This is a genomic window from Microbacterium sp. No. 7, assembly GCF_001314225.1.
Classification (GTDB): domain Bacteria; phylum Actinomycetota; class Actinomycetes; order Actinomycetales; family Microbacteriaceae; genus Microbacterium.
Window position 1 is genome coordinate 1,385,080 of record NZ_CP012697.1, and the last position, 21,337, is coordinate 1,406,416.

A 21,337-nucleotide genomic window follows, 5' to 3' on the forward strand; every position below is an offset into this window, starting at 1 on the left:
TCGCGCTCAATGGGAAGAGGCGTACCGCGCGCAGCGGGCGCGACTGGAGCGCTTTCCGACGCGCAAGCACCCGGCAGTTAGCGCACTAATCCGCCGCGTGGAGGCGCTGGCAGAGTACGGGCGCAAGCGAGGGTACATCGCGAAATGAACCGCACTGTCACCGCCCTGCTGATCATTGCCGCCGCGCTGGTTGTTCCGGCGCTCATCGTCGGCACGTTCAACGGCTTCTCCCTGCTCGGTGCCCTCGCCGCCGGGGGAGCCATCGCCCTCACCATCTACGGCGCACCGAGCGCCACCAAGGAGTAACCCCATGTTGATGAGATGCACCGATCCCTGGTGCGATCTGCCGCGCGACCACGCGGAGCCGCACGCCCGCTGGGCCGAAGATGCCCAGCGATGGACAGCAATACCGCGAGACGCGGCACGACGGCTCGCAGACGAGGCGCAGCACCTCCTGGACCTGACAGCCGAGCAAGCCGAGCGGTTCCAGGAGTGCGCAGAGCGGGAGCTGGGCGGAATCCTGGCCGCCGAGAGGGAGCCGGTGAGATGAGAATGGAGATGACGATGTTCCCCTACTTGGTGGATGAGGTTCACGAGAAGCTGGTGAGCCAGGGCATCTGGCGAACGGATCGCGAGATCGACCGCGCGATCCTGACGGTCTGGGATGCGGAGTGCTCGCGCGTCGGGTACACGTTCGACCTGATGGCGCACTCGGTGAGCGAGCGCGTCTGGGATGACATGCTGTACCGGGGCGACGGCATCATGAGCCTGCTGGAGGTCGACGTCGACGGCGACGAGCTGGTCGACCGACTGGCGGACGTGCTCGCATGACGCGCCATACGTGGGCCGTGCCCATCACCGACTACGCGCAGCTGGCGCCGAAGTCCGCCGCCGAGGCTGCCGACACCCTGCCGACTGGCATCGTGGCGCCATGCGCCCGCGAGGGTCGCGCGCTCGCAGCGTGGCGCGTGGCCGCTGCCGCGTCCGGCGCCGTCGCGGGCATTGCGGCAGGCGTTGCCGCAATCCTCATCTGAACGAACGAACACAAGGAGCAGTCACGACATGAAGCTGAACGAGAAGCAGCGGGGAATCCTGGACGCCCTCGCAGCCAAGGACGCGGCGTACCGCCACGAGAAGTCGGTCGCGCGCGGGGAGGAGCTGGCGGCGGCGCGCATCCGCATCTCGGATCGTATCCGGGATCGCCTGATCGAGCGCGACAAGGCGGCGGCACTCGCGGACGAGGCGGGTATCCCGCGGAGCCAGATCGCGGCGCAGGGTCTCAGCACGACCAACACCAAGGACGCCCGCCGCGCGATCGCGCACGGCAAGGAGCTGCTGGCCGCCCGCGAGATCGAGGACGCCGAGACCCCGCAGGCGGTCGAAGCAGCCCCGGCGACCTGGCAGATCGAGGACGGCGTACTGACGCTGACGCCGGAGGATCTGGCGCTCTACGCGGCTTTCGTCGGCACCTGGACGATCCCGCAATCGTGGCGGTTCGAGCTGGTCGACGGGCATGTGCGTCCGGCGGACGAGGACGACGACGAGACGTGGCTGAACCCTGTCGTGCAGATCGTCATGGCCCCGAACAGCCCGTGGCGCGAGCGCGTGCGTGCGGCGCTGGACTAGTCCGACTAGCGCAGTTAGTCCACTAAATCGAGTCGGAAGGAGGCGAGTAAGTGGCTGAGAAGCTGACGCTGAGGCCCATGCAGGAAGTGTTCGTGCAGCGCGCCCTGGCAGAGCCCACGGGCGGCGTGCTCGACGGGTCGGATATGGGGGCCGGGAAAACGGCGACCTCCGCCGAGATCGCCTTGCGACTGGGTCTCCCGCGCGTGCTGATCGTCGCGCCGCGCAACACCCTGAAGCAATGGGCCGCGGTGTTCGCCGCGCAGTCTGACGGCGCCGTGGTGGTGCGCCGGATGGACTCGACGGAGCGAGGCATGGAGGCTTTCGAGGACTTCATGGCGGGGAAGCCGGGCTACTTCAGTGCGACGGTGCAGTGGCTCGTGACGCGGGACTTCGCCTACTCGCCCGCCGTTGACGCGGACGGGGAGCCGATCTGGAAGATGAAGAAGTCGACGGGCGAGCTGATCCTGAAAGATGGTGAGCCCATTCAGGAGACTCTGCGCACGCACCTGAAGACCTTCTATCGGAAGGTGCATGTTGATGTGACGATCTTTGATGAGTGCTTCGTCGCGGGAAAGATGGTGGACACGCCGAATGGGCCACGCGCGATCGAAACGCTGAGGCCCGGCGATGTCGTCTGGGGATACGACCACTCCAGCGGCGCGCTGAAGCGGGCCACTGTCATGAACATCATGAAGCGCCAGAGCGCAGACATCTTGCCTACGGGCGCAACAGCAAATCACCCGTACTGGGTGGAGGGTTCAGGCTACCGACCGGCAGCCGACATAGTGGAAGGGGACATGCTTCTTGAGCGAAGTGGTTCTGACGTGCGAGTGGTGCCAGCAGGAGTTCGCGCCGTATCGGGGGAATCGGAAACAGAGATTCTGCTCCCGGCGATGTTCGGCGACATGGCGCATGCGGACGGGCGACTCGGTGGCACTCCGGGCGGGACACAGGGCGTGGCGCGAGTCGGACGAGGGCAGGGTGGCACTGTCTCGGCAGATGATGGAAGCGGCGCGCAAGGGCAGGGCGGCTTCGTCGGAGCGCATGCGAGCGAACAATCCGGTCTGGATGCCTGGCGTCAAGGAGAAGATCGCGGAGACGAGAGCGCGGAACCCCCGGGACTACTCGTACCTGACGGGCGGGAATGGACGAGTGGCAGAAGCGGAGCAGGTGCTCTTCTCAGCGCTTGGTGGCGACTGGGTGATGCAGTTCTCGGTCGGGACCGGCAAGGGCGCGAGGGCGCAGGGGTTTCCCCCGAGCTTCAAGATCGATCTGGCGCTGCCGCAGGTGAAGCTAGGGGTGGAGTGCGATGGGGAGAGCCACAAGAATCCACTCGCGCGGGAGCGCGACCAGCGAAAGACAGCCTTCCTGGAATCGAGGGGGTGGACCATCTTGCGATTCTGGAACCGCGAGATCCTGACCGATACCAGCGAGTGCGTCAGGCGCATCGACGAAGTGCTCCAGTCGATGTCTACAACATAGAGACCGACACCTCGAACTACTTCGTAGACTCGATCCTCGTTCACAACTGCCATGCGATCCAGTCGAGAAATGCGCTCGCGACGCGCACCATGCGCACGATCGCCTCTGATCGCCGGATCGGCCTGAGCGGCACCTGGCACGGCAACAACTTCAGCGGCGCGTATGCGCCCGTGGACTGGGTCTGGCCTGGTCTGCTCAGTCCCTCCTACTACTCGTGGCTGGACGAGTGGGCTGAGGTGAAGATGCAGTGCCCGAAGTGCTTCGCCGACGTCGAGAGCGACGACGAGCAGTGCGGCCGGTGCTACCTGACGTTCACGCGCAAGAAGCGGCCGATCTCGTCGGTCGTGGGCGAGAAGAATCCCGGCGCCTTCGTGAAGAGCCTGCCCTGCTACTTCCGCGCCGAGCCCTTCCCGCAGCCGCCGCCCGCACTGGAGGTCGTCGTGGACATCACGCCCGATCAGCGGGCTCAGTACGAGGACCTGGAGGCTCAGGCGGTGACGTGGGTCCGCGATCACGACGGCATCGAGGTGCCCATCGTCGCAGACCTGCCCATCGTCCAGCGCCAGCGGCTCCGCACGGCGGCGCTGGGCGAGCTGGCGCTGGACGGCGAAGGCGAGATCTTCTTCGCCGACGACTGTAAATCCGCGAAGCTCGTGGCGCTGCGCGGCGTGCTGGATGAGTTCGACCGGGCCGCCGGCCGCAAGGAGAAGGCGGTGATCTTCACGGACTCAAAGCGCTTCGCGCGGGTGACGGCGCGCCGGATGCAGGCGGCAGGGTACCGCACGGTGCTGTGGACGGGCGACGTCGGCGAGACGGCCCGCGAGCGCCTGAAGGCGGACTTCGTCGAGGACCGGGCCGACTACATCGTGGCATCGATCGCGTCGCTCTCAGAGGGCGTCGACGGGCTCCAGCGGGTGTGCTCGAAGGTCGTCTGGCTGAGCCGTTCGGAAAACGCCCTTCTGAATCAGCAATCTTTGCGCCGCATCTGGCGCATCGGCGTCGACCAGGCGGCCTTCGCCCAGGTCGACATCATCGCCCGCAGGACGCTGGACGACGGCACCCTGCGGCGACTGGAAGCAACACAAACGCGCAATCGTGCGCAGATGGGATTGACAGCATGAGCATCATCAAGTGGGAAGAGCCCCCGGCCCGCAAATACGGCGGCGGGTCTTCGTCCAAGTGGACGAAGGTCATCGAACAGTTGAAGAAGCGGCCGGGCGAATGGGCACTCGTTGCAGAGGGGGTCGGCGCCAGTCTGGCTGGGCATCTGAAAAGGAGAGGCCTGGAGGCAGTGTCGCGCAATGCCAGGGAGGGCGGTGCGAATGCGTCGATCTATGCCCGCTGGCCGGAAGGTGGCGAGTCGTGACCGTCCAGGAGATCCGTGTCGGCCAGGTGTGGCGGCGTATCCGTGACCGGCAGTTGGTCCGAGTCACGCGCATCGATCGCGTCACCTGGACGGATGACATGGACGAGAACTGGATCTATGTCGAGGGGACGAAAAGCTGCATGATCTGGTCGCCCAATTTCATCAAGTGGTACGAGCTGGAGGAGGACGCATGAGCAAGTTCGAGGTCGGCCAGGAGGTCATTCTCGTGGAGGGTTTCGGCCAGCGCTCACCGGTCGAGGTGGAGGTCGTGAAGGTGGGCCGCACGCTGGTCTACATCAAGCATCACGGGCAGGAGAAGGCGTTCTATCAGAAAGACGGGGTCGAGCGTAGATCGCCGAATGCGGTCGGCTACGGCGACCGCGTTTACACGCTGGAGCAGTGGGCGGATAGGGAGCGTCGGGCTGCGGCCATCAAGCGGCTGTCCGACCTGGCCGTCGTCCCGCTCGCCTACTCCCCGTGGCGGTGCTCGACGGACGCCCTGGAGCAGGTCATCGCAGTGCTGGAAGCGGATCTGGAGAAGGGCGCATGACCGAGTGGCGGGAGTCGCATCGCGCCGACCCCGAGGTCGTGCCGATGGCGGACCGGCACTACAACCGGCAGAAGGTCGGGTCGCCGCAGTTCGTCCCGCCAGGCCGGTGCATGGTCCTGAAGATCGGGAGTGCGGAGCAGCTGCGCACACCCGATTCGGGCGGGGCGTTCTGGGTCACGTCGTGGCCGTTCGCTCAGTACGTGAAGCACGCCTGGGCTGGCGCGTGGGTGTGCTCGGCGTTCCGCAACGAGGGCGCTGGTCAGGCGTCCGACTTGATCCGTTCCGCGGTGCTCGCCACGGCGCGGAAGTGGCCGGAAATCCCCGAGCAGGGGATGGTCTCGTTCATCGACCCCGCCAAGGTTGAGCCGCGCCCGATCCGCGGGCGGAAGACGTGGGGTCATTCATGGTTCGAGGCGGGCTTCCAGCACGTGGGATACACGAAGGCGGGGCTCTGGGTCATGCAGATGCTGCCGGCGGACATTCGCGCCCTGGTGCGCATGGACCTGCTGACGAGGAGGGCGGCATCATGACGTGCCGCCATTGCGGCAAGCCGATCCGCCGCCACTACGCGAACTATACGCACGGGTGGACTCACGAAGGTGGGGATGTCTGGTGCCGGAAAACGATGGCCGATATCGACGAGCAGAACAGTGAGGGGAACGAGACATGAGCTTGACGCACATGGCGAACGAGATGATCTCGCTGCCTGATGGCACGCAAGCCGTCGCACGGTTCACGTTCAGCCGGCAGGTCGTGTACGTGCCGCAGCATCTCGACATCCCGGTCGGCTCGCGCATCTACGCCAATCACGGGCGGGAGTACGAAGTGCTCTCGGTCGGTGGTAGCGACCTTGGCGGAGCGCAGCGCCTTGACCTGCGAATCGTCCGGGTGGTGATGCCCTGATGGACACGACGCGCGCTGATGTGAAGGCCCGCAAGCGGCACTCGTGCGAGGTGTGCGGGTGGCCGATCGAACCGGGCGAGACGTACGAGCGGGCCGTGACGTTCGATGCCGGGTCTGTGGGCGTGTGGAAATCCCACCTGACACCGTGCGCGGTGGCGACGGACAGGGCATGGTTCGACGGCTACCAGGACGGCGACGGGATCACGGCCGACTCTGTGGCCGAGTGGGCTGACGAACGCCAGGACACGGACGAGCACGCCGCGGAACTGACCCGCCGGCTGGAGATCAACGCACAGCGCTGGCGAGAGCAGCGCGCGAAGGAATTGGAGGTGGCGGGATGAGTAGAGGGTTCACTGATTCCGATGTTCGCAACGCCGTGGCCTTCGTCCCGGTCACCTCAATTGGCATGGAGTTCTCGGAGCGTGAGGCAGCGAAGTTCGATTCATGGCTTGCCGAGCATGACCGCCAGGTGGCAGAACGCGCCTGGGGCGAAGGGTGGGCGGCGGCCGGCGCATGGCAGATCGCGGCACCGGGAACCCCATACCCGTGGAACCCGTACCGGAAGGAGCAGTCATGACCAGCGCCGCACGCAAGGCCGCAGAGGAGCGGTACCCGATGCCGCACGTCCCAGCTCGAAACAAGAACGAGCGACAGGTGAACAACCTGTACAGCGCTCTTCGAGACGGGTTCCGAACAGGTGCCGAGTGGCAGTCCGCACGCCCCGTGCAGATCACGGACGAGATGGTGGAGCGAGCCGCGAAGGCGCTTGCCAACGTGCCACAGGAGGCCGACTGGCCCGATCGCTGGCCCAGCGATGACGAATACCGAGACATAATGCGCGACCAGGCTCGCGACGCCCTCGAAGCCGCTCTCGGGCAGACCAACGAGGGGGAGGGCGGCAGCAATGACTGATGACCACCGGAAGGTTCCGATCTACGACGGAGCGGAGCACGTCTGTGCCGGGTGCATCAACAGCCTCGGCTACAACGTGGCCTGGGACCAGGCAGAGAAGGTCGGCCATGTCATCCCGAGCTACGACGAACTTGACGATCGCATTCGCGAGGCGTTCGAGTCCGTGCCGGACATGATGGGCGGCCTGCGGGCCGTGTACCAGCTCGGCCGCGGGGAGAAGGAGGACGCGCCATGACCGACACCATCACCAACCTGATCCGCATCCCCGGCGTGCAGGCGCGCGTCGTCGTGGACGCCGACTACGACTGGCGCGACCTCGGGGTATTGCTCGCCGAGGGGTTTGACGGCGAGCAGGCTGAGCTGCTGGACGCCCTGGCGCAGGGACTCTGGGGGGCCCAGAGCCCCGGCGGGCTCATGCAGTTGCAGCACATCGCCGACCATATCGGCGGCGACCCCGGCGAATATGACAAGGAAGCGATCATCTGGTTCCTGCGGGAACTGCTGGCGCGGCTGGAGGGCGACCAGTGAGCAGCACGCGCCGCGTCGAGGAGACGATCATGCAGTACACCGAGTTCGTCTACTGGGACGGCGACACGGTAGTGGCAACGGAGCGCATGTGCGACGACCACGCCTACGACATCCGCTCCACCCGCGAGCCCACGGACGACGAGTTGGCCGACTACTACGACGAGAACGGAGAGAACTGATGGACAACAATTATTACGCCCATTTCCTGGACAAGCAAACCCGTGAGCGTATTGAGCGCATCGTCGCGGATCTGCGCCGCATGGCGGATGAAATCGAACGGGAGGCGGGGCGAGAGTCCTTGGACAACGCCGTGTCTCAGACGATCCACACGCTCTCGTGGGGATGGGCGAACCTCAAATTGAGCATCCTCGTGGACAGCCTCAGTCGCTACCACCAGGCCGTGAGCCTCGAATCCCGGGAGGAGACGGCATGACCAGTCGAGAGGACCTGATCGAGGAAGCCGCAGAGCGGATCGCGCAGAGGGTCGCTGGGACCTCCTACGTGGCGGGTCGCACCCTGACCGAGCACACGCGACGGATCGCGTTCGACGTGGCGAAGGAGGCGGCCACCCTCGCTCTGTGCGAGCAGGCTCAGGCCCCTGCTGACATCGATAGGGAAGCGCTGATCCGGCTTCTCGGTTCGCTCGGGATGGGGTATGGCCTGCACGCAGGGATGCGCACGAATGTCATCGCGGAGTGGGCCGACGCGATCCTCGCCGCTCTCGGGCAGACCAACGACACGGCCGGGGAGGAGACAGCATGAACGACGCCGAATACCAGGTGCTCCGCGAGCGCGTCCTCGCGGCGAAGGCATTCCTCGCCGCCGAGGAAGACCGCGTCCTGGATGAGGCCGACGCCCGCGGGGAGGCGTGGACGCTGACCGCGTGGTACTACGGCTCGCAGTGCGACTGGAAGTTCCTGACGTTCGAGGAGGCACTTGGCCGCGCCCAGGACGACTGCTACCCGGTAGTGATCGTCGCCCCTGACGGCACGCGCTACTCGCCGTTCACCGGGGAGAAGAAGGAGGAGTCGTGACCATTCGCGAGAGCATCGAGAGGCGCCTGTCCGAGATCGGAGCGATCCGCAAGCAGTGGGACAGCGACCGCGAGTACACACTGTGGGTGAATGCGCCGCTTGAGATCGTCCTGGACGAAGTGGCACGCACTATCCGGCGCGGCGTGCAGGGTGCGGAAAACTCTCCGCAAAACTCCGACGAGCGGGAAGCGCTGGGCGAGCCAGCCGAGGCGGAGGAGGCGCGAGTCCGCATCCTCGCGAAGCTCGACCGAATCCCGGATTCGGATGCGGTGATGCTCGACAAGGCCGACGTGCGTGCCGCCCTCCAGCAGGCGGCAGATCACGCCGCCCGCATCGAGAACGAACTGGAGCCCCCCGATGGCTACTGACATCCCCGACCTCCTCGCGGAGGCCCGCGGGCGGCTGACGGTCTCACGCATGGGCCGATCGATGTGGCGCGAGACAGACGCCGACTTGATCGTGATCCGCAAGCTCATCAACGCGCTGAAGTCCGAGCACCAGCGGGCCGAGAAGCTGCGAGCCCTGAGTGTCCACTGGCAGTCGGTCGTCTCGGCACCCGACTTCGCCAAGGCCGTCGAGGAAGAGGTGCGCCGGTATCACGACGTCGCATGCAGCTTCCAGCGCGAGCGCGACGCCCTCCGTGGCGCGATCCAGAAGGCCCTGACTTTCGAGGCCATGCTGCCCGCGATCGCGACGGAACCACGCCGCATCCTCACCGAAGCACTCAACCCCAAGAACCCCGGGAACCCCAAGGAGGACTGGTGACATGATCAAGGAAGCGATCTACTACCAGGCGCAGTGCGACGTCTGCGGCACGGTCGACGACGGCGGGACCTACAGCGCTTACTTGGAGCCCGACCACGCGCGCATGGCGGCCGTCGACTCAGCCGAATGGACGGAGATCGAAGTCCGTGTCTCTGACGACGCCGAAGGCGGGGAGATCTACACCTACGCCCCTGACGGACAGGCACCGTTCAAGAAGCGGTCCATCCTCATCTGCCAGGGGCACAACGGGGCCGGCATCGGCTGGTGCAGCACCTGCGAAGACGATCTCGACGAAGCAACATGGGTGATCACTGCCGATGGCAGGACGATCCTCCAGACGTGCCCGAACCGGCACCTCAACACCGTCACCCTGAAGGAGTCCTCATGACCGCCGTCGAGCACGGAACGATCCAGGGCGCCAGGCAGGGGTGCCGCGGTCGGGCGAGCTGCCCGGCCAGTCCGTCCTGCTCGGACGTGAGCCTGCGGTACGCGGGCGACTGGAGCTTCCGGCGCCGCATCGACCAGGGGATGAGCGTTGCCGAGGCGCTAGCTGAGCAGGCGGCGCAGGCCGCCCGGCCCGCCCCGCGGCCCGTACGGCGCGCCACGACGGGCGATCGCATCCACGTCGATCACGGTGAGGTGCGGCGGCTTCATGCGGCCGGCATGAACGACCGGATGATCGGCGAGCAGATGGGCGTCTCGCGCAACGTCGTGCGCAAGGCGCGCCTGCTCCTTGGCTTGCCGCCCGCCGTCGATTCGCGCACCGGCAAGCTCACGCGGCGCTATGAGGGCCGGCGTGAGGCCATCGTCGAGCTGCGCGGCCAGGGATTGAGCCCGAGTGCGATCGCAGAAGCGCTCGGACTCAAGAGCGTGTCCTACGTACGGCGCGTCTGCCGGGAGAGCGCCGACGTTTTGTCCACTAAACTGACCGCCAGCCAAGTCATCGAGGAGGAGTGAAGGAGTGCCACGCTTAACCGTGCGAGCGCAGTACGAGCAGGGGATGACCATTCAGCAGATCGCCGAGGCCCGCGGCATCTTGCCGAAGAATGTGCGCCAGCGCCTTCGTGAGCAGGGGGTGACGCCGCCGCCGATAGTCGGCCCCGCCGATCTCCTGGCATCAGGTCTGACCATCGCGGAGGTGGTGGCAAGGGGCTACAGCAGGGGCGCCGTATTCAAGGCGGCGTCCCGGCTGTACGGTCCGCGCCGGGAGGCGCGCCAGCAACTCACCGATGCGGAGTGGGAGTGGGCGCTCGGCCAGCTCAACGAGGGCGTGCCCGCGAACTGGGTCGCAGAGTCACTGCCCATCACGAGCGCTTCGCTCGCCGAGCGCTACCGGCGCCAGACGGGCAGGTCGCTGCCCTCGCACGCCGAGTTCAAGTCGGTCTGGGTCGGCATTCTCAGGAACCCCGAGATTCTGAAGAGCCATCGGGAGTTCGCGCCGAAATGACTGACGTCTGGATCGATTGGTCGGGGGATTCGCCTGACGACGGAAGCGGCCTCGTCGTGTGTAACGCATGCGGCTTCGTTGTTGGCGGCATCGAGCATTCGTACCAGGCCGCTTACGAGCAGGCCGTGCTGCACGCCATGCATCCCGAGGGCACACATGGCCGCAGGCCGCTGACCGTTCAGCCTCCAGACTATTCGGGCGTGCGCGCGCCGCTCATTCCGCAGGAGCGGAGCAGCGAGGCGCGCGGGCGAGGGCGGGTGATGTACGTGCCGAAGCCAGAGCAGGCGGACGAGATACGCAGGCGGCTCCTGGACCGGGAGCGACCGCGCAGAATCCAGGCCGACCTTGGCGTGCCGCTTCAGGCGATCCACCGCCTGCGCGACGAAGTCATGCGGGGGCTCCTCGCGGACGGCTGGTCGGTCGTTCAGGTCGCCAGGCGGCTGTGGTCGAAGGTGGCCTACGTCGAGGCCCTGCAAAATTAGTCCACTAAACCCCTTGCATTAGCGGACTAAATGCGTAGACTGGGATCACCGCCAGCAAGGCGGGAGACACCAGGAGGAGGAGTCAAGATGCGCAGTGTAGGCGGCATTTCCAGGAGGTGGTATGGGGCGCAAGCCCCCGCCCCGCCCCGCATTTAGTCCACTAAATCCAGCTATGCTGAACGATCAGGAGGAGCAAGCCATGAGTGACATCAGAAGGATTCTCGATCGCCGAGCGGCGATCCGCGAGCAGATCGACGTCCTGAACCAGGAACTCGATCTCATCAATGACCAGCTGCGCGAGTCGTACGACTACGGCTCGCACAAGGAGGGCGACTACGTCGTCTCGATCCAGCGCAACCCGCGCTTCAACACGGCGGCCTTCACGAAGAGCTTCCCCGTCGAGCGCTACCCCCAGTACTACAAGCCCGCCGTCGACACGGCGGCGCTGAAGGACTACTTCGCCCCGGTCGATCTGAAGAAGTGGCAGATCGAGGGCGCGAAGAAGGTCGTCGTCTCGTGAGTCCGAAGGAGCCGCCGCTGAGCGGCCTTCAGTACGAGGTCGTCGCGTCGATTGACGACAACGAGGACTACACCGAGGCGGGGGGTCGTCGCCTCACCGACGACCTCGAAGAGGCCACGGTGATCACGTCCCGCACGACGGGGGGAGAGAAGCATAAGATCGTGCTGGACATCGACTTGCCAGCGAAGCTCATCCCCTCGTCGACGGAGGGGCACTTCCACCTCTTCATCGACAAGGAGATTTCCGAGCTGGCCTACTTCGGCCTGCTCGAAGCCCTGCGGAATGTGGGGGTGCTGGAGGATGGATACGTTTCGGCCTCCCTCGCGCGCGGCCACACGGCCGTCCGTCTTCCGTGGGTACGAAAGGGGGCTGCGGCATGAGCAGGCATGAATTGAACAGCGCCGACTACGAGCGGATCGAGGCGGCCCTGCATCATCTGATCCCGTCGACCATCCGCGCCGCGCGTGAGTGGTATCCGACGGCGATCAGTGCCTACTCGCGCACGATGGACAAGATTCAGCGCATCAACAAGACGGGACCGTACACGCCATGAGCATCGAGTTCACGATCGAGGTGACCGACGAGGATGACCGGGGGGTTGTGCACTTCGGCGCCTACCAGAATGGCGAGCCGATCCCCGTCTTCGGATACGAACTCATCGCGGAAGAGGTGGTCGAGATGCTGGGCAACCTGCCCAGCGGCGTCACGCGCTTCGCGGTCTTCGGCTGGGGCAATACAGCGTGACCGACGATCGTGATGCCGTGCCCGACGATCGTGATGCCGTGTACTCGGTCATCGAGCACGCCATCACCCAGCAGCCGCGCACGCTCCAGCGAGCCATTGGCCCGTCGGAGTTGGCGATGGACTGTGAGCACTGCCTCGCGGCCAAGCTCGCAGGGTGGGAGAAGATGCCTGAAGCCGCCTGGCTGCCGTTCCTCGGCACGGCACTGCACGCGGCGCTGGAGGAGATCTTCGAGCCCCTGGACGGCTGGCTGACCGAGACGCGCGTCTCGGTAGGCACGGTGCGGGGGCAGGAAGTGCTCGGCACATCCGACCTCTTCCGCGTCGAGACGGGCTGCGTGATCGACCATAAGCTCGTCGGCGCCACGACCCTCACCTCCGCCAAGCGCGGGCCTACGGCGCAGTATCGAGGGCAGGCGCACCTCTACGGGCTTGGCTTCTTCCGCGCCGGCTACGACGTGAAGAAGGTGGCGATCAACTACCTGCCGCGCAACGCCGTCAGCCTGCGCGCGGGCGTGTGGTGGGAGGAGCCTTTCGACCCGCTGGCAGCCCTCGCTGCCCTGGATCGCGTCGAAGAACTCGGGCGGCTTCTCGACGATCTCGCCGCTGTCTCGATCGAATCGCGCGACAGCTACATCCGGGGCCTCCCGCGCAGCGGGAAGTGCTTCGACTGCCGGAAATATCCCGACGCGCCGCGCAAGGCGCCCGCAAGCTCCCTGGACGACCTACTGGGTGTCGCGGGGTGACCAAAAGAAACAACGAAAGCAAGGAGCAAGAAATGAGCACGAGCACTCTCGACGACCTTCTCAAGGGTGGCGGCAAGAGCGCCAAGTTCGACAACCCCGGCGACTCGGTGACCGGCAAGGTGCTGTCGGTCACGACGCGCCAGGCCACGGACTTCGACTCGGGCAAGCCGACGTTCTGGGACAACGGCGACCCGCAGATGCAGGCCGTCATCGAGCTTCAGACGGCGCTGCGCGAGGACGCCGAGGACGACGGCCGCCGTTCGGTCTACATCAAGATGTGGGGCGGCCAGCGCAAGGCCCTCCAGAAGGCGGCGCGCGAGGCGGGTCGGTCGCCCCAGGAAGGCGACACCTTCACGGCGACCTTCACCGGGTTCGGCCCCAAGCCCGACCGCGGCTTCCCGCCGAAGGTCTATGTGTACACGATCGTCAAGGGCAGCCCTCTCGACGCCGCGCTTGCTGAGCCTCAGGCGGCGGCGCCCGCGACGCCGACCGGCCAGCAGTACGCGGCGGCACCTGCGGCACCCGCGGGCCTGAGCGCCGACGAGAAGGAGCGAGTCGGGCAGCTGATCGCACTGGGGCTCGATGACGCGAAGATCGCCCAGGCGCTCACGCTCCAGGAGCCCTTCGTCGCAGCTGCGCGCAAGGAGATCGCCGAAGCGCGCCTCGGCGCGGCGGCAGCGACGACCGCCGGCTTCTGAGCTAAGCCCCCAGGAGCCCCGGCGCAGGGGTGAAGTGTGCCTTGCGCCGGGGCTCCGTTTAGTCCACTAAATACGGAAGGCCATCTGATCTTGACCCAGGAGAAAGCCCTCCGCCTCGCCGCCCTCGGCCTCGCCGTCTTCCCCGTCCGCGAGCGCACCACGGAGGAGCGCGGGCGCACGAAGCGCGCGAAGACCCCTTACACCTACAGTGGGCACAAGGAGGGGACCACAGACGCCGACCAGATCGAACGCTGGTGGTCCCGCTGGCCTGAGGCCCTGGTTGGCGTCCATGCGGGCGCCAGCGGACTCGTGGCGCTCGATATCGACATGGGCACCGACATGTCGACCGGTGAGATCAAGGACGGCTGGAACTCGCTGATCGAAGCAGGCTTGGACGATCTGCCTCAGACGGTGACGTACTCGACTGGCTCGGGCGGCGACCACTACATCTACGCCGCGCCGGAAGGCGTCTCGCTCGGCCCCGATCAGAACCATGTCACCCCAGAGGGCGTGCGCCTGGACGACGTCGACCGGCGCGGCGGGAGCAGCTACTTCATCTGGTGGGGGAGTGAGATCCCCGACTCACGGGACGCCTTCGCACAAGCGCCGGACTGGCTCCTCACCCCGAGTTCGCCCACTCGGACCCACGACGACTCGGCAACTCACGACATTCCACAGGCGCCGTTCACTGGTGGCGTCGCCGAATGGTTGGCGAGGTGCGAGGCCGGAGAGCCCGCCGAGCACCTTCGCGAGTATCTGGCCGACATCGCGGAGCGCCAGGGGAGCATCGCCCACGATGAGATGATCGACTTCCAGCGCTACCTGGTGGGCTGTGCCGCCGACCACTTGGAGCCGGGCATCCCCCAGCTGCTCGACGAGTTCCGCAGCCTGTACGTCGACTTCCCCGAACAGCCCGGCAGGTCGTGGGCCGAGGAGTTCGACGCCGGGCTCCGCGGTGCCATCGAGAAGTACGGCACCTTCGCGGCGGCGCCGCGGGACATTCCCGCCGTCGACCATAAGCCGCTCATCGCGGGCCTGGGCAACGAGTTCATGGCGAAGTGGGCGACACTTCCCGCAGAGCGCACGCGAGAGAAGCTGCGCGGCCATGTCGCGGAGCTGATCTCCGACGCGCTGAAGGCCGGCCGCTCGCCGCTGGAAGCTGCGGCCATCGGCTGGCGCTCCCCGGCAGCGAACGCGCCGGAGGGGCTATGCGCCCTCCAGTTCGACAAGGACTCGCTGCCCGACGTATGGAATCTCACCTGGCATATCGTGCAGCACCCCCTGGCTGATCGCCCTGGCGCCGAGGAGGTCTCGGGCGACCGAGATCCGTTTCCCGGCAAGAGCGTGCGGCTACTGTCACGCGCCGAACGGGCATCGCTCGCGCCGTGGTGGGGTGATGAGTACATGAGCGTCATGAGCGAGCTTCGGGACGGCGTGATGAGCGAGCAGTACTATCGCGCGAATCGGTGGATCATCCTCTCCCTCATCTTCGCCGATAAGGCGTTCTTGCCGCTGAAGGATGGTGGAAAGATCATCTTCAACTTCTACGCTCTCCAGCTGGGTCCGACCAAGACTGGCAAGTCGAAGTCGATCGAGCCCATCCACGCGATCGTCGACATGTTCTACCTCGGCGTCGACACGCCTGACATCGGCGGGGACGCGACCGCGGCGGGGCTCCAGCAGGCGCTCCTCGCGCGCGACGGCAAGACGAGCTACTTCCAGGCCGACGAAGCTGAGGCGGTGCTGCGCAGCTGGTCGGATGAGAAGAACGAGTTCCGCGGGATGAAGCTGCGCATCACCGACTACTGGGGCGGCCGGGTCGGCGCCATGCAGCGCAGCACGATGAAGGAGCAGTCGGGCAAGACCGCCCGCGGCTTCCTCACGGTTCACCTGACCGGGATCGAGGACAAGCTGGCAGAGGCGATCTGGCCCGACGACTGGCTGACCGGGTTCCTCAACCGCTTCATCATCGCTCGCGGCCAGGTGAAGGAGATCACTCGGGAGCAGGCCCTCGTCCGCATAGGTCAGGCAGACGGCAAAGATGCGGCACACAAGTGGTACGAGACGTGGGTGGCGAAGTTCCGCCAGCTCGCGACACGGCTGTCGCCCGAGGGCGAGCCAGTCGCGATGGATGCCGACGAAGACGTGCTCCTGAGGCACCTGGACACTCAGGATGCGCTGGATGCGATCGCCGACTCGCTCCCGGGCTACGAGGAGCGGCTGGGGAACACGCTGCACAAAGGGCGCATGGACGTCGCGATCCTCAAGTGCGCCGCGCTCGTGGCGATCACGGAGGGGCGAAGGCGCATCCAGATGTCCGACTACCTGATCGCGCTGGAGCAGTCCGAGGAGTGGGTCGAGAACCTTCTCTGGGCCGTGCAGGCCACGGATCTGACGCCGCGCGCTCGGGAGGTCGCAAGGCTCGCCGATCTGATCCGAGCCAATGGCGGCCGCATGGAGGTGGCGAAGATCAAGCGCCTGCCGAAGTGGCAGGGGCGCTCACGCGACGTCGACAGCTTGCTGGAGGAACTGCTCTCCCAGCGCGTGATCGACAAGCTGACGCCGGATGCGAAAGACAGGACGAGAGACATCGTGAGAATCATCGAGGAGGCACAGTGAGCGCGCTGGACGAGGCGCTGGAAGCGTGGCAGGTCAGCGCCGACATGACCGAGACGGAGCGACGCGAACTCGGCGCCGAGCTGGGGGAGATAGGGGAGTTCTCCCTCAGGCAGATCGGCGCGATCGTCGGGCTGCCGTGGTACCGCATCCCCAAGAACAGCAAGACGGGGCGGACAGGCGGGCGCCTGGCGGCCGAAAGCCTGCCGTACCTCGTCCGCATCCGCAGCGCCCGCCTGAAGCGCGAGATCGACGGGGAAGCCGCCTTCCGGGCACTCGCCCTCGGAACGAGCAAGCATACCGCGGCGAGGCTGACTGGCGTGCCGCCGACCACGATCCTTCGCTGGAGCGACGACTACGAGAGGAGTCACCAGGATGCCTGATGCACCGATCCCCCTGCCCGTTCACCCGTGGCCGCTCAGCGCCGAGCGCCTGGCAATCCTCAAGGCCGCGAAGGCGCTGATCGACACGCCGATCCGGGTCATCCCCGTCGAGGCGGCCTACGGGACGCCGGGGCGCGTCCTCTGCCTCGGCGACTGGCCGCCGTTCCTCTGCGACTTCGCGCCCGTGCGGCCGGAGAACGTCGACAGCATCGAGTCCGTCGCGGCGGCGCTGCGTTTCGTGCTCGGCGGCGGCGAGGCCCGCTGGGGCGATGAGCAGTTGCTCTCGAAGTGGATGGGCGTCGCCGTCGGATACTCGCACAGCGAGGCATGGGCATGAAGGTCTATCTGGACGTCATGGACGCCGCCGCCGAGCCCGTGCGCTCGCGCGAGCGCACGGCGCCACTGCACCCGACCGGCGGGCCGGGGTGGAGCGACGAGACGTGGCTTGAGTTCTTCCGCCGAACTAAGCGTGACGGCGTGGCCGATGCCGCCGTGCCGCCCGTCACGAAGACGCTCGTAGAGCAGCGCGTCGTCGATCCTGCCACAGAGAAGGGTCTCGGGGCCGCGATCACGAAGCTCCTGAAGCGCACCACTGACGCCGGGTGGCCGGTCGTGCGCCTGTCGTACAGCCGGGTCGCGGTATCGGACCTGTACTACGCCGACGATGCGGACCTGAAGCCGGGGCAGGAGGTGCCGGATCACCGCCGGGGCGACCTACGGAAGGCGGCTCACGAGTGCGAGTTCTGGTGGGTTCATGCCGCACACCCGGCCTACCGCATCGCCCTGCGCGCGGCGTGGCAGGAGAAGGGCCGGACGGCGAAAGGCTCGCGCTCGTTCGCCTTCGAGGAGGCGCTATGCACTGATCCGCTCGGCATGCCGACAGAGTTCTTCTTCGACTACACCCCGCTGCCGTCGTTGCTCGCGCGGGCCAAGGGCGAGCCGGGGTGGGCGCACGAGGAGCGGGTGGCGCGCATGCGCCAGGAGGCCGAGCGGCGCGACCGTGACTACAACGACGGCGCGAGCTGGCTGAACCGGCGCCCCGTCTTCACGACCGCGGCGGCATTCAATGAGTGGCTGGACGACGTGATCGCGCTGACCACGGGCGCGCCGATCGCGAAGTCCGCGAAGCCCGCACCTGAACCGACTGACGAATGGAGCGCAGCATGAGGCTTCTCGCCGTCGACCCCGGCCTCCAGACGGGCGTGACGCTCGGCTGGTACGACGACACGACGCCCTACCAGTTGCTTGAACGCTGGCAGATCGGCGGCGGCCTCACCGGCTTCATCGACTGGGTGCGGAAGAACGGCTGGCCTCAGTTAGTCGACAAAATCGTCGTCGAGAAGTTCGTGGCGAGGCGGAACGATTTCGTCGCCGACATCGCGGGCGTGCCCATCGAGGGGGTCATCGCCTGGCTTGCCCGCGAGCACGGCCAGGAGGTCCACTGGCAGACGAGGACCGACAAGGGCAGGCTCACCCCCTACCCCAAGGAGGCGAACACGCTGACGCGCCGCCAGCGGGTGCGCTTCGACTTCCTGAAGCGGTTCGGGCTCTTCGCCCCCGGCACGCAGAACGACGACAGCAACGACTGCATCACGCACTCCCTCGTCTACCTGAAGCGGACTAGGCACGAGCCGACGCTCAGGCACTACTTCAGCTGAGCCTGAAGAACCCCCGACTGGAATCAGCCGGGGGTTCTTCAGAGATGTGATCACCGCCTCTCAGGCGCCGACGGATGTGTCATTCGGGTTGTCGGTGCCATCGCCCTTGTAGAGCAGGACGGACGTGGCGATGGATGCCAGGCCCGTGCCGCCTGCGATGGAGCCGATCTCCAGCCAGTCCAGGCCGAACAGGCCGGCGCCGAGCAGGCCGCCGACGAAGAGGGTCTGGATGACGGTCTTGAGTGCGCGCTCTCCGGCGTAGTCGAAGAAGGCGAGGGAGAAGTATTTCTTCATGGGTAGGGGTTCTCCTTGCTGTTGGGATGGGGGGTCAGAGCGAGAGCAGCCAGGACGCGACGCCGAAGGCGAGGCCGGCGAGGGTGACCGCGATGCCGACAGCCCACTTGGTGGTGCTGCGGAACCCGTCGAGATCCTTGTGGATCTCCTGCCGGACCTTCTGGACGGCGCCCTCCGCCTTCTCCAGGACCGCGGCGTCAGCCGCCCTGTTGTCGGAGATGATCACGTTCGTCCGCTTCTCGTGCCCGTCGAAGTCGCGCCGCAGGGTCTCGTGCTGCGCGTCGATGCGCTGCACGGTGGCGTTGAACTCCCCCTGGGTGACGAGCTTGTCGATGCGCTTGTTGACGTCCTCGAAGCCGCGGTTGATCGCGCCCTTGATGTCCCCGAGTGCTTCGCGGGTGTCCTGGTCCACGGCGCTCACGCAGCCCGGAAGAGCGCGGCATCGGTGTCCAGCATGGTCACGCGGACGGCCTCGCCCTTGTTGGAGCGATTGGCGTCGAGACGGGCGTAGACGGCAAAGCCGCGGTCGACGCCGCGCTGGAAGGTCACCGAGCGGCGCGCGGTGCCGTCCTGCCCGATCTCGATGCGCTCCACATAATGCGGGGAGTTCTTGACGTTATCTGCCTTAGTGTCTTGCCAAACGAGCTTTACGTCGACGATGTCGCCGGGGGTCCCCTCGGCATAGACGTGCGCGGTTATCACGTAGGCCCCGTCGCCGCCGACGATGTTCGACGCCTTGTCGGTGGCCTGCCCCGTGTCGGTGTGCAGGTAGAAGCCTTCGCCCGGCTTCAGCTCCCGGCCCGTGGCGCGGGCGGTGGCGTCCAGGCGCTGGTAGTGCTTCATTGTGATCTCCTTCGGCTTGATGACGATGGGCGTCAGCATCTCGTCGCGGAACGCGTTCGCGAGGCGGATCAGTTTGTCCAGGTTGACCCCCGAGGGGCAAGCAGTTGCGTACCCCTCGTCATACTTAGTGAGCACGTCTCGATGCCCGATGATGGTCTCGCGACTTACCTCAAAGTCGTAGCGGATGCTGGTTTCGGCAATCAGCATTGCTGTGGAGACGTAGGACTCCTCCGAGATGGTCCAATCCATTGAACTGCTGCCGATGCGGTCGTTCACGATCTCTACCGTGAGGTTCTCCCCATCCCCCCTCGGGGAAGACGATGTCCAGGCGCGCAGTTCCTCGGGGACCACCCCAATGCGCTGCCCATCCTCTACGACGTAGTTCGATGAGACCTGGCGCGACCCCGTCGACATCATCCGCAGCACTACATCCAAGCTTGCTGTCGCCGCGTGATGAATGATCCACCCTCGGATTTTGCGGCCACTACGACTAGAGTGCTGCCCAGCGTTGCCGCTGGTCCGCGTGGTGAGATGAGAGAAGGTCATGCTGCTGCCTCCCCCTTCGATGCAGATGACATGATTCGCTGATACTGGTCGTTCGCGAGTGCCAGGCTGAATGGCACCTTCTTGGCGTGCGATCGGGCGCGTTCGCGGGAGCAGGCCTTGCAGTTCCTGTGTCCGCGCAGGACTTTCCCGTTCACCAGATTCGGCCAGATGAGCCCATGCCCTCGCGGGCAATGCGTGCGGTTGCGCTTATGGTCCGTGCCATGACGCCCCCTGTCGAAGTTGTTCTCGGAGGGGGTATCCCAGCGCAAGTTCTCAACGCGGTTGTTGGCCGGATTACCGTCCCCGTGGCAAGCAACGAGGCCGGGCGGGCGTGGACCGACAAACGCTTCGAGGACAAGGCTGTGAACGTGTGCCGTGAACTCGGAGTTGTCGCGCCATAGGGAGACCTTCAGGTACCCAGACTTCTTGACGGATGGGCGGCGGATGCCCCCATTGACCTTGCTCGTCACACCATCCCGCCGAGTGACAACCCGCGGCAGGGAGCGAATGCGGCCCACGCTTGAAACTTCATAGCGCCCCTCGAACCCGCGGACGGGGCGCCACTCTTCAGCCAGGATGAAGTCGGTGCTCATGTTCGGATGATCCAGTTCAGGACGATGTAGGGCTGGAGGTTGTTGTGCGCCATCGTGCCGCCCGTCAGGCCGGTGAAGATCTCTTCGCCGTCGTTCGAGCCGCGGACACCGCCGAGTGTGCCGCTGCCGGTGGTATCGCGCCAGGTGAGCATCTGGCCGCCGAACTTGTACATTCCGGTGTGGCGGTGCTGCGGCATCTCATTGATGCTCAGAGTGTGCGTCTTGGCGCCGTTCTTGTGGTTCAGGGTGGAGAAGTCGGAGTCGCCGGTATTCCTGCCTGCGATCACTCGCCCGCGCATGTCGGGGAGCCCGAACGTTGTTGATCCGTTGCCGGCGCCGTAGGTCGTCCCGATCGCGGCGAAGAGGTTCGAGTAGGTGGTCCGGCTGACCGACTGCCCATTGCACAGCAGCCAGTTGTTCGGGATCGTGTTGCTGGCGAAGGCGACGACCGCGCCGGGCGGGGCGGCTCCGGCCGTATCCATAGAATGAGCCATCTGCGCGGCCCACACCGTGGGATCGTTCGGCGTCTCCCGTCCGGGGTAGAAGATCCCGCCTGGTGTGATTGGCATATGGCTGATTTTAGCCAGCTATTTAGTCAACTAAA

42 protein-coding genes and 1 pseudogene are annotated in these 21,337 nt (G+C 66.1%); 38 read left to right on the forward strand and 5 right to left on the reverse strand.

The annotated features are described in order from the left end of the window. The first annotated feature begins 144 nt into the window (after positions 1-144). The 38 genes and pseudogenes from AOA12_RS23045 to AOA12_RS06345 all read left to right on the forward strand — a co-directional run bounded on the left by AOA12_RS23045 (position 145) and on the right by AOA12_RS06345 (position 18,457). Positions 145-306: a hypothetical protein gene (locus AOA12_RS23045; protein WP_156366419.1), complete on the forward strand. Its 162-nt coding sequence runs from the start codon at positions 145-147 to the stop codon at positions 304-306. A gap of 258 nt (positions 307-564) precedes the next feature. Beyond that, positions 565-831 carry a hypothetical protein gene (locus AOA12_RS06185; RefSeq protein ID WP_156366420.1) on the forward strand — a complete coding sequence of 89 codons (267 nt, stop codon included), beginning with the start codon at positions 565-567 and terminating at the stop codon, positions 829-831. A gap of 17 nt (positions 832-848) precedes the next feature. After that, a complete protein-coding gene (locus AOA12_RS06190) occupies positions 849-1,034 on the forward strand; it encodes a hypothetical protein (RefSeq protein WP_156366421.1) in 186 nt (61 codons plus the stop codon). A gap of 28 nt (positions 1,035-1,062) precedes the next feature. After that, a complete protein-coding gene (locus tag AOA12_RS06195; protein WP_054681145.1) occupies positions 1,063-1,626 on the forward strand; it encodes a hypothetical protein in 564 nt (187 codons plus the stop codon). Between the two features lie 437 nt (positions 1,627-2,063). Continuing rightward, positions 2,064-2,294, forward strand: a pseudogene (locus AOA12_RS24140) (Hint domain-containing protein); the annotation flags it as partial. A 535-nt stretch (positions 2,295-2,829) separates the two neighbouring features. Further along, positions 2,830-3,108 (forward strand): endonuclease domain-containing protein, encoded by a 279-nt coding sequence (locus tag AOA12_RS24145; RefSeq protein ID WP_442922283.1) that lies wholly within the window; start codon positions 2,830-2,832, stop codon positions 3,106-3,108. Further along, positions 3,060-4,229 (forward strand): hypothetical protein, encoded by a 1,170-nt coding sequence (locus AOA12_RS24150; protein WP_442922284.1) that lies wholly within the window; start codon positions 3,060-3,062, stop codon positions 4,227-4,229. The genes AOA12_RS24145 and AOA12_RS24150 overlap by 49 nt, the downstream gene beginning before the upstream one ends. Next, positions 4,226-4,474, forward strand: coding sequence for a hypothetical protein (locus AOA12_RS23055; protein WP_156366423.1), 249 nt, complete (start codon positions 4,226-4,228; stop codon positions 4,472-4,474). The genes AOA12_RS24150 and AOA12_RS23055 overlap by 4 nt, the downstream gene beginning before the upstream one ends. Continuing rightward, a complete protein-coding gene (locus AOA12_RS06210) occupies positions 4,471-4,668 on the forward strand; it encodes a hypothetical protein (RefSeq protein ID WP_054681150.1) in 198 nt (65 codons plus the stop codon). The genes AOA12_RS23055 and AOA12_RS06210 overlap by 4 nt, the downstream gene beginning before the upstream one ends. Further along, the gene (locus AOA12_RS06215; RefSeq protein WP_054681151.1) at positions 4,665-5,024 is read left to right on the forward strand and encodes a beta barrel domain-containing protein; all 360 of its coding nucleotides are present in this window, start codon (positions 4,665-4,667) and stop codon (positions 5,022-5,024) included. The genes AOA12_RS06210 and AOA12_RS06215 overlap by 4 nt, the downstream gene beginning before the upstream one ends. After that, positions 5,021-5,554 carry a hypothetical protein gene (locus AOA12_RS06220; protein ID WP_054681153.1) on the forward strand — a complete coding sequence of 178 codons (534 nt, stop codon included), beginning with the start codon at positions 5,021-5,023 and terminating at the stop codon, positions 5,552-5,554. Before AOA12_RS06215 ends, AOA12_RS06220 begins: the two co-directional genes overlap by 4 nt. A 136-nt stretch (positions 5,555-5,690) precedes the next feature. Further along, the gene (locus AOA12_RS06225; RefSeq protein WP_054681155.1) at positions 5,691-5,927 is read left to right on the forward strand and encodes a hypothetical protein; all 237 of its coding nucleotides are present in this window, start codon (positions 5,691-5,693) and stop codon (positions 5,925-5,927) included. After that, positions 5,927-6,268, forward strand: a complete 342-nt coding sequence (locus tag AOA12_RS06230) for a hypothetical protein (RefSeq protein WP_054681157.1) — start codon at positions 5,927-5,929, stop codon at positions 6,266-6,268. Before AOA12_RS06225 ends, AOA12_RS06230 begins: the two co-directional genes overlap by 1 nt. Next, positions 6,265-6,504 (forward strand): hypothetical protein, encoded by a 240-nt coding sequence (locus AOA12_RS23060; protein ID WP_156366424.1) that lies wholly within the window; start codon positions 6,265-6,267, stop codon positions 6,502-6,504. Before AOA12_RS06230 ends, AOA12_RS23060 begins: the two co-directional genes overlap by 4 nt. Beyond that, a complete protein-coding gene (locus tag AOA12_RS06235) occupies positions 6,501-6,839 on the forward strand; it encodes a hypothetical protein (protein ID WP_054681158.1) in 339 nt (112 codons plus the stop codon). The genes AOA12_RS23060 and AOA12_RS06235 overlap by 4 nt, the downstream gene beginning before the upstream one ends. Then, entirely contained in the window at positions 6,832-7,074 is a 243-nt protein-coding gene (locus tag AOA12_RS06240) for a hypothetical protein (protein WP_054681160.1), read from the forward strand. The genes AOA12_RS06235 and AOA12_RS06240 overlap by 8 nt, the downstream gene beginning before the upstream one ends. Next, entirely contained in the window at positions 7,071-7,367 is a 297-nt protein-coding gene (locus tag AOA12_RS06245; RefSeq protein WP_054681161.1) for a hypothetical protein, read from the forward strand. The genes AOA12_RS06240 and AOA12_RS06245 overlap by 4 nt, the downstream gene beginning before the upstream one ends. Beyond that, the gene (locus AOA12_RS06250; RefSeq protein WP_054681163.1) at positions 7,364-7,546 is read left to right on the forward strand and encodes a hypothetical protein; all 183 of its coding nucleotides are present in this window, start codon (positions 7,364-7,366) and stop codon (positions 7,544-7,546) included. The genes AOA12_RS06245 and AOA12_RS06250 overlap by 4 nt, the downstream gene beginning before the upstream one ends. Beyond that, complete coding sequence (locus AOA12_RS06255) at positions 7,546-7,800, forward strand: hypothetical protein (protein ID WP_054681165.1); 255 nt, start codon at positions 7,546-7,548, stop codon at positions 7,798-7,800. Before AOA12_RS06250 ends, AOA12_RS06255 begins: the two co-directional genes overlap by 1 nt. Beyond that, entirely contained in the window at positions 7,797-8,129 is a 333-nt protein-coding gene (locus AOA12_RS06260; protein WP_054681168.1) for a hypothetical protein, read from the forward strand. The genes AOA12_RS06255 and AOA12_RS06260 overlap by 4 nt, the downstream gene beginning before the upstream one ends. Further along, entirely contained in the window at positions 8,126-8,401 is a 276-nt protein-coding gene (locus tag AOA12_RS06265; protein WP_054681170.1) for a hypothetical protein, read from the forward strand. Before AOA12_RS06260 ends, AOA12_RS06265 begins: the two co-directional genes overlap by 4 nt. Next, entirely contained in the window at positions 8,398-8,769 is a 372-nt protein-coding gene (locus AOA12_RS06270) for a hypothetical protein (RefSeq protein WP_054681172.1), read from the forward strand. Before AOA12_RS06265 ends, AOA12_RS06270 begins: the two co-directional genes overlap by 4 nt. Continuing rightward, positions 8,759-9,166: a hypothetical protein gene (locus tag AOA12_RS06275; RefSeq protein WP_054681178.1), complete on the forward strand. Its 408-nt coding sequence runs from the start codon at positions 8,759-8,761 to the stop codon at positions 9,164-9,166. The genes AOA12_RS06270 and AOA12_RS06275 overlap by 11 nt, the downstream gene beginning before the upstream one ends. 1 nt (position 9,167) lies before the next feature. Beyond that, positions 9,168-9,554 carry a hypothetical protein gene (locus AOA12_RS06280; protein ID WP_054681185.1) on the forward strand — a complete coding sequence of 129 codons (387 nt, stop codon included), beginning with the start codon at positions 9,168-9,170 and terminating at the stop codon, positions 9,552-9,554. Next, the gene (locus AOA12_RS06285) at positions 9,551-10,123 is read left to right on the forward strand and encodes a hypothetical protein (protein ID WP_054681187.1); all 573 of its coding nucleotides are present in this window, start codon (positions 9,551-9,553) and stop codon (positions 10,121-10,123) included. The genes AOA12_RS06280 and AOA12_RS06285 overlap by 4 nt, the downstream gene beginning before the upstream one ends. A 43-nt stretch (positions 10,124-10,166) precedes the next feature. After that, positions 10,167-10,613 (forward strand): hypothetical protein, encoded by a 447-nt coding sequence (locus tag AOA12_RS06290; RefSeq protein WP_156366425.1) that lies wholly within the window; start codon positions 10,167-10,169, stop codon positions 10,611-10,613. Further along, the gene (locus AOA12_RS06295; protein ID WP_054681190.1) at positions 10,610-11,095 is read left to right on the forward strand and encodes a hypothetical protein; all 486 of its coding nucleotides are present in this window, start codon (positions 10,610-10,612) and stop codon (positions 11,093-11,095) included. The genes AOA12_RS06290 and AOA12_RS06295 overlap by 4 nt, the downstream gene beginning before the upstream one ends. 199 nt (positions 11,096-11,294) lie before the next feature. Beyond that, positions 11,295-11,615 (forward strand): hypothetical protein, encoded by a 321-nt coding sequence (locus tag AOA12_RS06300; protein ID WP_054681191.1) that lies wholly within the window; start codon positions 11,295-11,297, stop codon positions 11,613-11,615. Then, a complete protein-coding gene (locus AOA12_RS06305) occupies positions 11,612-11,995 on the forward strand; it encodes a hypothetical protein (protein ID WP_054681192.1) in 384 nt (127 codons plus the stop codon). Before AOA12_RS06300 ends, AOA12_RS06305 begins: the two co-directional genes overlap by 4 nt. After that, positions 11,992-12,168 (forward strand): hypothetical protein, encoded by a 177-nt coding sequence (locus tag AOA12_RS23065; protein ID WP_156366426.1) that lies wholly within the window; start codon positions 11,992-11,994, stop codon positions 12,166-12,168. Before AOA12_RS06305 ends, AOA12_RS23065 begins: the two co-directional genes overlap by 4 nt. Further along, complete coding sequence (locus tag AOA12_RS06310) at positions 12,165-12,359, forward strand: hypothetical protein (protein WP_054681193.1); 195 nt, start codon at positions 12,165-12,167, stop codon at positions 12,357-12,359. Before AOA12_RS23065 ends, AOA12_RS06310 begins: the two co-directional genes overlap by 4 nt. After that, positions 12,356-13,102, forward strand: coding sequence for a hypothetical protein (locus tag AOA12_RS06315; RefSeq protein ID WP_156366427.1), 747 nt, complete (start codon positions 12,356-12,358; stop codon positions 13,100-13,102). The genes AOA12_RS06310 and AOA12_RS06315 overlap by 4 nt, the downstream gene beginning before the upstream one ends. A 32-nt stretch (positions 13,103-13,134) precedes the next feature. Next, the gene (locus AOA12_RS06320; RefSeq protein ID WP_054681203.1) at positions 13,135-13,800 is read left to right on the forward strand and encodes a hypothetical protein; all 666 of its coding nucleotides are present in this window, start codon (positions 13,135-13,137) and stop codon (positions 13,798-13,800) included. A gap of 90 nt (positions 13,801-13,890) precedes the next feature. Continuing rightward, the gene (locus tag AOA12_RS06325) at positions 13,891-16,419 is read left to right on the forward strand and encodes a bifunctional DNA primase/polymerase (protein WP_054681205.1); all 2,529 of its coding nucleotides are present in this window, start codon (positions 13,891-13,893) and stop codon (positions 16,417-16,419) included. Further along, on the forward strand, positions 16,416-16,799 hold the full coding sequence (locus AOA12_RS06330) for a hypothetical protein (RefSeq protein WP_054681207.1): 384 nt from the start codon (positions 16,416-16,418) through the stop codon (positions 16,797-16,799). The genes AOA12_RS06325 and AOA12_RS06330 overlap by 4 nt, the downstream gene beginning before the upstream one ends. Then, entirely contained in the window at positions 16,792-17,136 is a 345-nt protein-coding gene (locus tag AOA12_RS06335) for a hypothetical protein (RefSeq protein ID WP_054681209.1), read from the forward strand. Before AOA12_RS06330 ends, AOA12_RS06335 begins: the two co-directional genes overlap by 8 nt. Then, a complete protein-coding gene (locus AOA12_RS06340) occupies positions 17,133-17,966 on the forward strand; it encodes a hypothetical protein (RefSeq protein ID WP_156366428.1) in 834 nt (277 codons plus the stop codon). Before AOA12_RS06335 ends, AOA12_RS06340 begins: the two co-directional genes overlap by 4 nt. Then, a complete protein-coding gene (locus tag AOA12_RS06345) occupies positions 17,963-18,457 on the forward strand; it encodes a hypothetical protein (RefSeq protein WP_054681213.1) in 495 nt (164 codons plus the stop codon). The genes AOA12_RS06340 and AOA12_RS06345 overlap by 4 nt, the downstream gene beginning before the upstream one ends. A 60-nt stretch (positions 18,458-18,517) precedes the next feature. Here the strand turns inward: AOA12_RS06345 and AOA12_RS06350 are convergent, their stop codons facing one another. From AOA12_RS06350 to AOA12_RS06365, 5 genes are read right to left on the reverse strand one after another with little or no spacing between them, the layout of a single operon-like run. Next, positions 18,518-18,751, reverse strand: a complete 234-nt coding sequence (locus AOA12_RS06350) for a holin (RefSeq protein ID WP_054681214.1) — start codon at positions 18,749-18,751, stop codon at positions 18,518-18,520. A gap of 34 nt (positions 18,752-18,785) precedes the next feature. Next, positions 18,786-19,172 (reverse strand): hypothetical protein, encoded by a 387-nt coding sequence (locus tag AOA12_RS06355; protein WP_054681216.1) that lies wholly within the window; start codon positions 19,170-19,172, stop codon positions 18,786-18,788. Then, positions 19,169-20,140: a peptidoglycan recognition protein family protein gene (locus AOA12_RS06360; RefSeq protein WP_082406006.1), complete on the reverse strand. Its 972-nt coding sequence runs from the start codon at positions 20,138-20,140 to the stop codon at positions 19,169-19,171. Before AOA12_RS06360 ends, AOA12_RS06355 begins: the two co-directional genes overlap by 4 nt. Next, the gene (locus AOA12_RS22525) at positions 20,137-20,733 is read right to left on the reverse strand and encodes an NUMOD4 motif-containing HNH endonuclease (RefSeq protein ID WP_082406009.1); all 597 of its coding nucleotides are present in this window, start codon (positions 20,731-20,733) and stop codon (positions 20,137-20,139) included. Before AOA12_RS22525 ends, AOA12_RS06360 begins: the two co-directional genes overlap by 4 nt. Beyond that, positions 20,730-21,302, reverse strand: a complete 573-nt coding sequence (locus AOA12_RS06365; RefSeq protein ID WP_082406011.1) for a phage tail protein — start codon at positions 21,300-21,302, stop codon at positions 20,730-20,732. The genes AOA12_RS22525 and AOA12_RS06365 overlap by 4 nt, the downstream gene beginning before the upstream one ends. Positions 21,303-21,337: the final 35 nt, after the last annotated feature.

Excerpts from the sequence above, each read along its gene's own strand:
- AOA12_RS23045 (WP_156366419.1), top strand. The coding sequence starts at position 145 with ATGAACCGCACTGTCACCGCCCTGCTGATCATTGCCGCCGCGCTGGTT.
- AOA12_RS06185 (WP_156366420.1), top strand. The coding sequence starts at position 565 with ATGTTCCCCTACTTGGTGGATGAGGTTCACGAGAAGCTGGTGAGCCAG.
- AOA12_RS06195 (WP_054681145.1), top strand. The coding sequence starts at position 1,063 with ATGAAGCTGAACGAGAAGCAGCGGGGAATCCTGGACGCCCTCGCAGCC.
- AOA12_RS24145 (WP_442922283.1), top strand. The coding sequence starts at position 2,830 with ATGCAGTTCTCGGTCGGGACCGGCAAGGGCGCGAGGGCGCAGGGGTTT.
- AOA12_RS23055 (WP_156366423.1), top strand. The coding sequence starts at position 4,226 with ATGAGCATCATCAAGTGGGAAGAGCCCCCGGCCCGCAAATACGGCGGC.
- AOA12_RS06215 (WP_054681151.1), top strand. The coding sequence starts at position 4,665 with ATGAGCAAGTTCGAGGTCGGCCAGGAGGTCATTCTCGTGGAGGGTTTC.
- AOA12_RS06220 (WP_054681153.1), top strand. The coding sequence starts at position 5,021 with ATGACCGAGTGGCGGGAGTCGCATCGCGCCGACCCCGAGGTCGTGCCG.
- AOA12_RS06225 (WP_054681155.1), top strand. The coding sequence starts at position 5,691 with ATGAGCTTGACGCACATGGCGAACGAGATGATCTCGCTGCCTGATGGC.
- AOA12_RS06230 (WP_054681157.1), top strand. The coding sequence starts at position 5,927 with ATGGACACGACGCGCGCTGATGTGAAGGCCCGCAAGCGGCACTCGTGC.
- AOA12_RS23060 (WP_156366424.1), top strand. The coding sequence starts at position 6,265 with ATGAGTAGAGGGTTCACTGATTCCGATGTTCGCAACGCCGTGGCCTTC.
- AOA12_RS06235 (WP_054681158.1), top strand. The coding sequence starts at position 6,501 with ATGACCAGCGCCGCACGCAAGGCCGCAGAGGAGCGGTACCCGATGCCG.
- AOA12_RS06240 (WP_054681160.1), top strand. The coding sequence starts at position 6,832 with ATGACTGATGACCACCGGAAGGTTCCGATCTACGACGGAGCGGAGCAC.
- AOA12_RS06245 (WP_054681161.1), top strand. The coding sequence starts at position 7,071 with ATGACCGACACCATCACCAACCTGATCCGCATCCCCGGCGTGCAGGCG.
- AOA12_RS06255 (WP_054681165.1), top strand. The coding sequence starts at position 7,546 with ATGGACAACAATTATTACGCCCATTTCCTGGACAAGCAAACCCGTGAG.
- AOA12_RS06260 (WP_054681168.1), top strand. The coding sequence starts at position 7,797 with ATGACCAGTCGAGAGGACCTGATCGAGGAAGCCGCAGAGCGGATCGCG.
- AOA12_RS06265 (WP_054681170.1), top strand. The coding sequence starts at position 8,126 with ATGAACGACGCCGAATACCAGGTGCTCCGCGAGCGCGTCCTCGCGGCG.
- AOA12_RS06275 (WP_054681178.1), top strand. The coding sequence starts at position 8,759 with ATGGCTACTGACATCCCCGACCTCCTCGCGGAGGCCCGCGGGCGGCTG.
- AOA12_RS06280 (WP_054681185.1), top strand. The coding sequence starts at position 9,168 with ATGATCAAGGAAGCGATCTACTACCAGGCGCAGTGCGACGTCTGCGGC.
- AOA12_RS06285 (WP_054681187.1), top strand. The coding sequence starts at position 9,551 with ATGACCGCCGTCGAGCACGGAACGATCCAGGGCGCCAGGCAGGGGTGC.
- AOA12_RS06290 (WP_156366425.1), top strand. The coding sequence starts at position 10,167 with ATGACCATTCAGCAGATCGCCGAGGCCCGCGGCATCTTGCCGAAGAAT.
- AOA12_RS06295 (WP_054681190.1), top strand. The coding sequence starts at position 10,610 with ATGACTGACGTCTGGATCGATTGGTCGGGGGATTCGCCTGACGACGGA.
- AOA12_RS06300 (WP_054681191.1), top strand. The coding sequence starts at position 11,295 with ATGAGTGACATCAGAAGGATTCTCGATCGCCGAGCGGCGATCCGCGAG.
- AOA12_RS23065 (WP_156366426.1), top strand. The coding sequence starts at position 11,992 with ATGAGCAGGCATGAATTGAACAGCGCCGACTACGAGCGGATCGAGGCG.
- AOA12_RS06310 (WP_054681193.1), top strand. The coding sequence starts at position 12,165 with ATGAGCATCGAGTTCACGATCGAGGTGACCGACGAGGATGACCGGGGG.
- AOA12_RS06320 (WP_054681203.1), top strand. The coding sequence starts at position 13,135 with ATGAGCACGAGCACTCTCGACGACCTTCTCAAGGGTGGCGGCAAGAGC.
- AOA12_RS06335 (WP_054681209.1), top strand. The coding sequence starts at position 16,792 with ATGCCTGATGCACCGATCCCCCTGCCCGTTCACCCGTGGCCGCTCAGC.
- AOA12_RS06340 (WP_156366428.1), top strand. The coding sequence starts at position 17,133 with ATGAAGGTCTATCTGGACGTCATGGACGCCGCCGCCGAGCCCGTGCGC.
- AOA12_RS06345 (WP_054681213.1), top strand. The coding sequence starts at position 17,963 with ATGAGGCTTCTCGCCGTCGACCCCGGCCTCCAGACGGGCGTGACGCTC.
- AOA12_RS06350 (WP_054681214.1), bottom strand. The coding sequence starts at position 18,751 with ATGAAGAAATACTTCTCCCTCGCCTTCTTCGACTACGCCGGAGAGCGC.
- AOA12_RS06360 (WP_082406006.1), bottom strand. The coding sequence starts at position 20,140 with ATGACCTTCTCTCATCTCACCACGCGGACCAGCGGCAACGCTGGGCAG.
- AOA12_RS22525 (WP_082406009.1), bottom strand. The coding sequence starts at position 20,733 with ATGAGCACCGACTTCATCCTGGCTGAAGAGTGGCGCCCCGTCCGCGGG.
- AOA12_RS06365 (WP_082406011.1), bottom strand. The coding sequence starts at position 21,302 with ATGCCAATCACACCAGGCGGGATCTTCTACCCCGGACGGGAGACGCCG.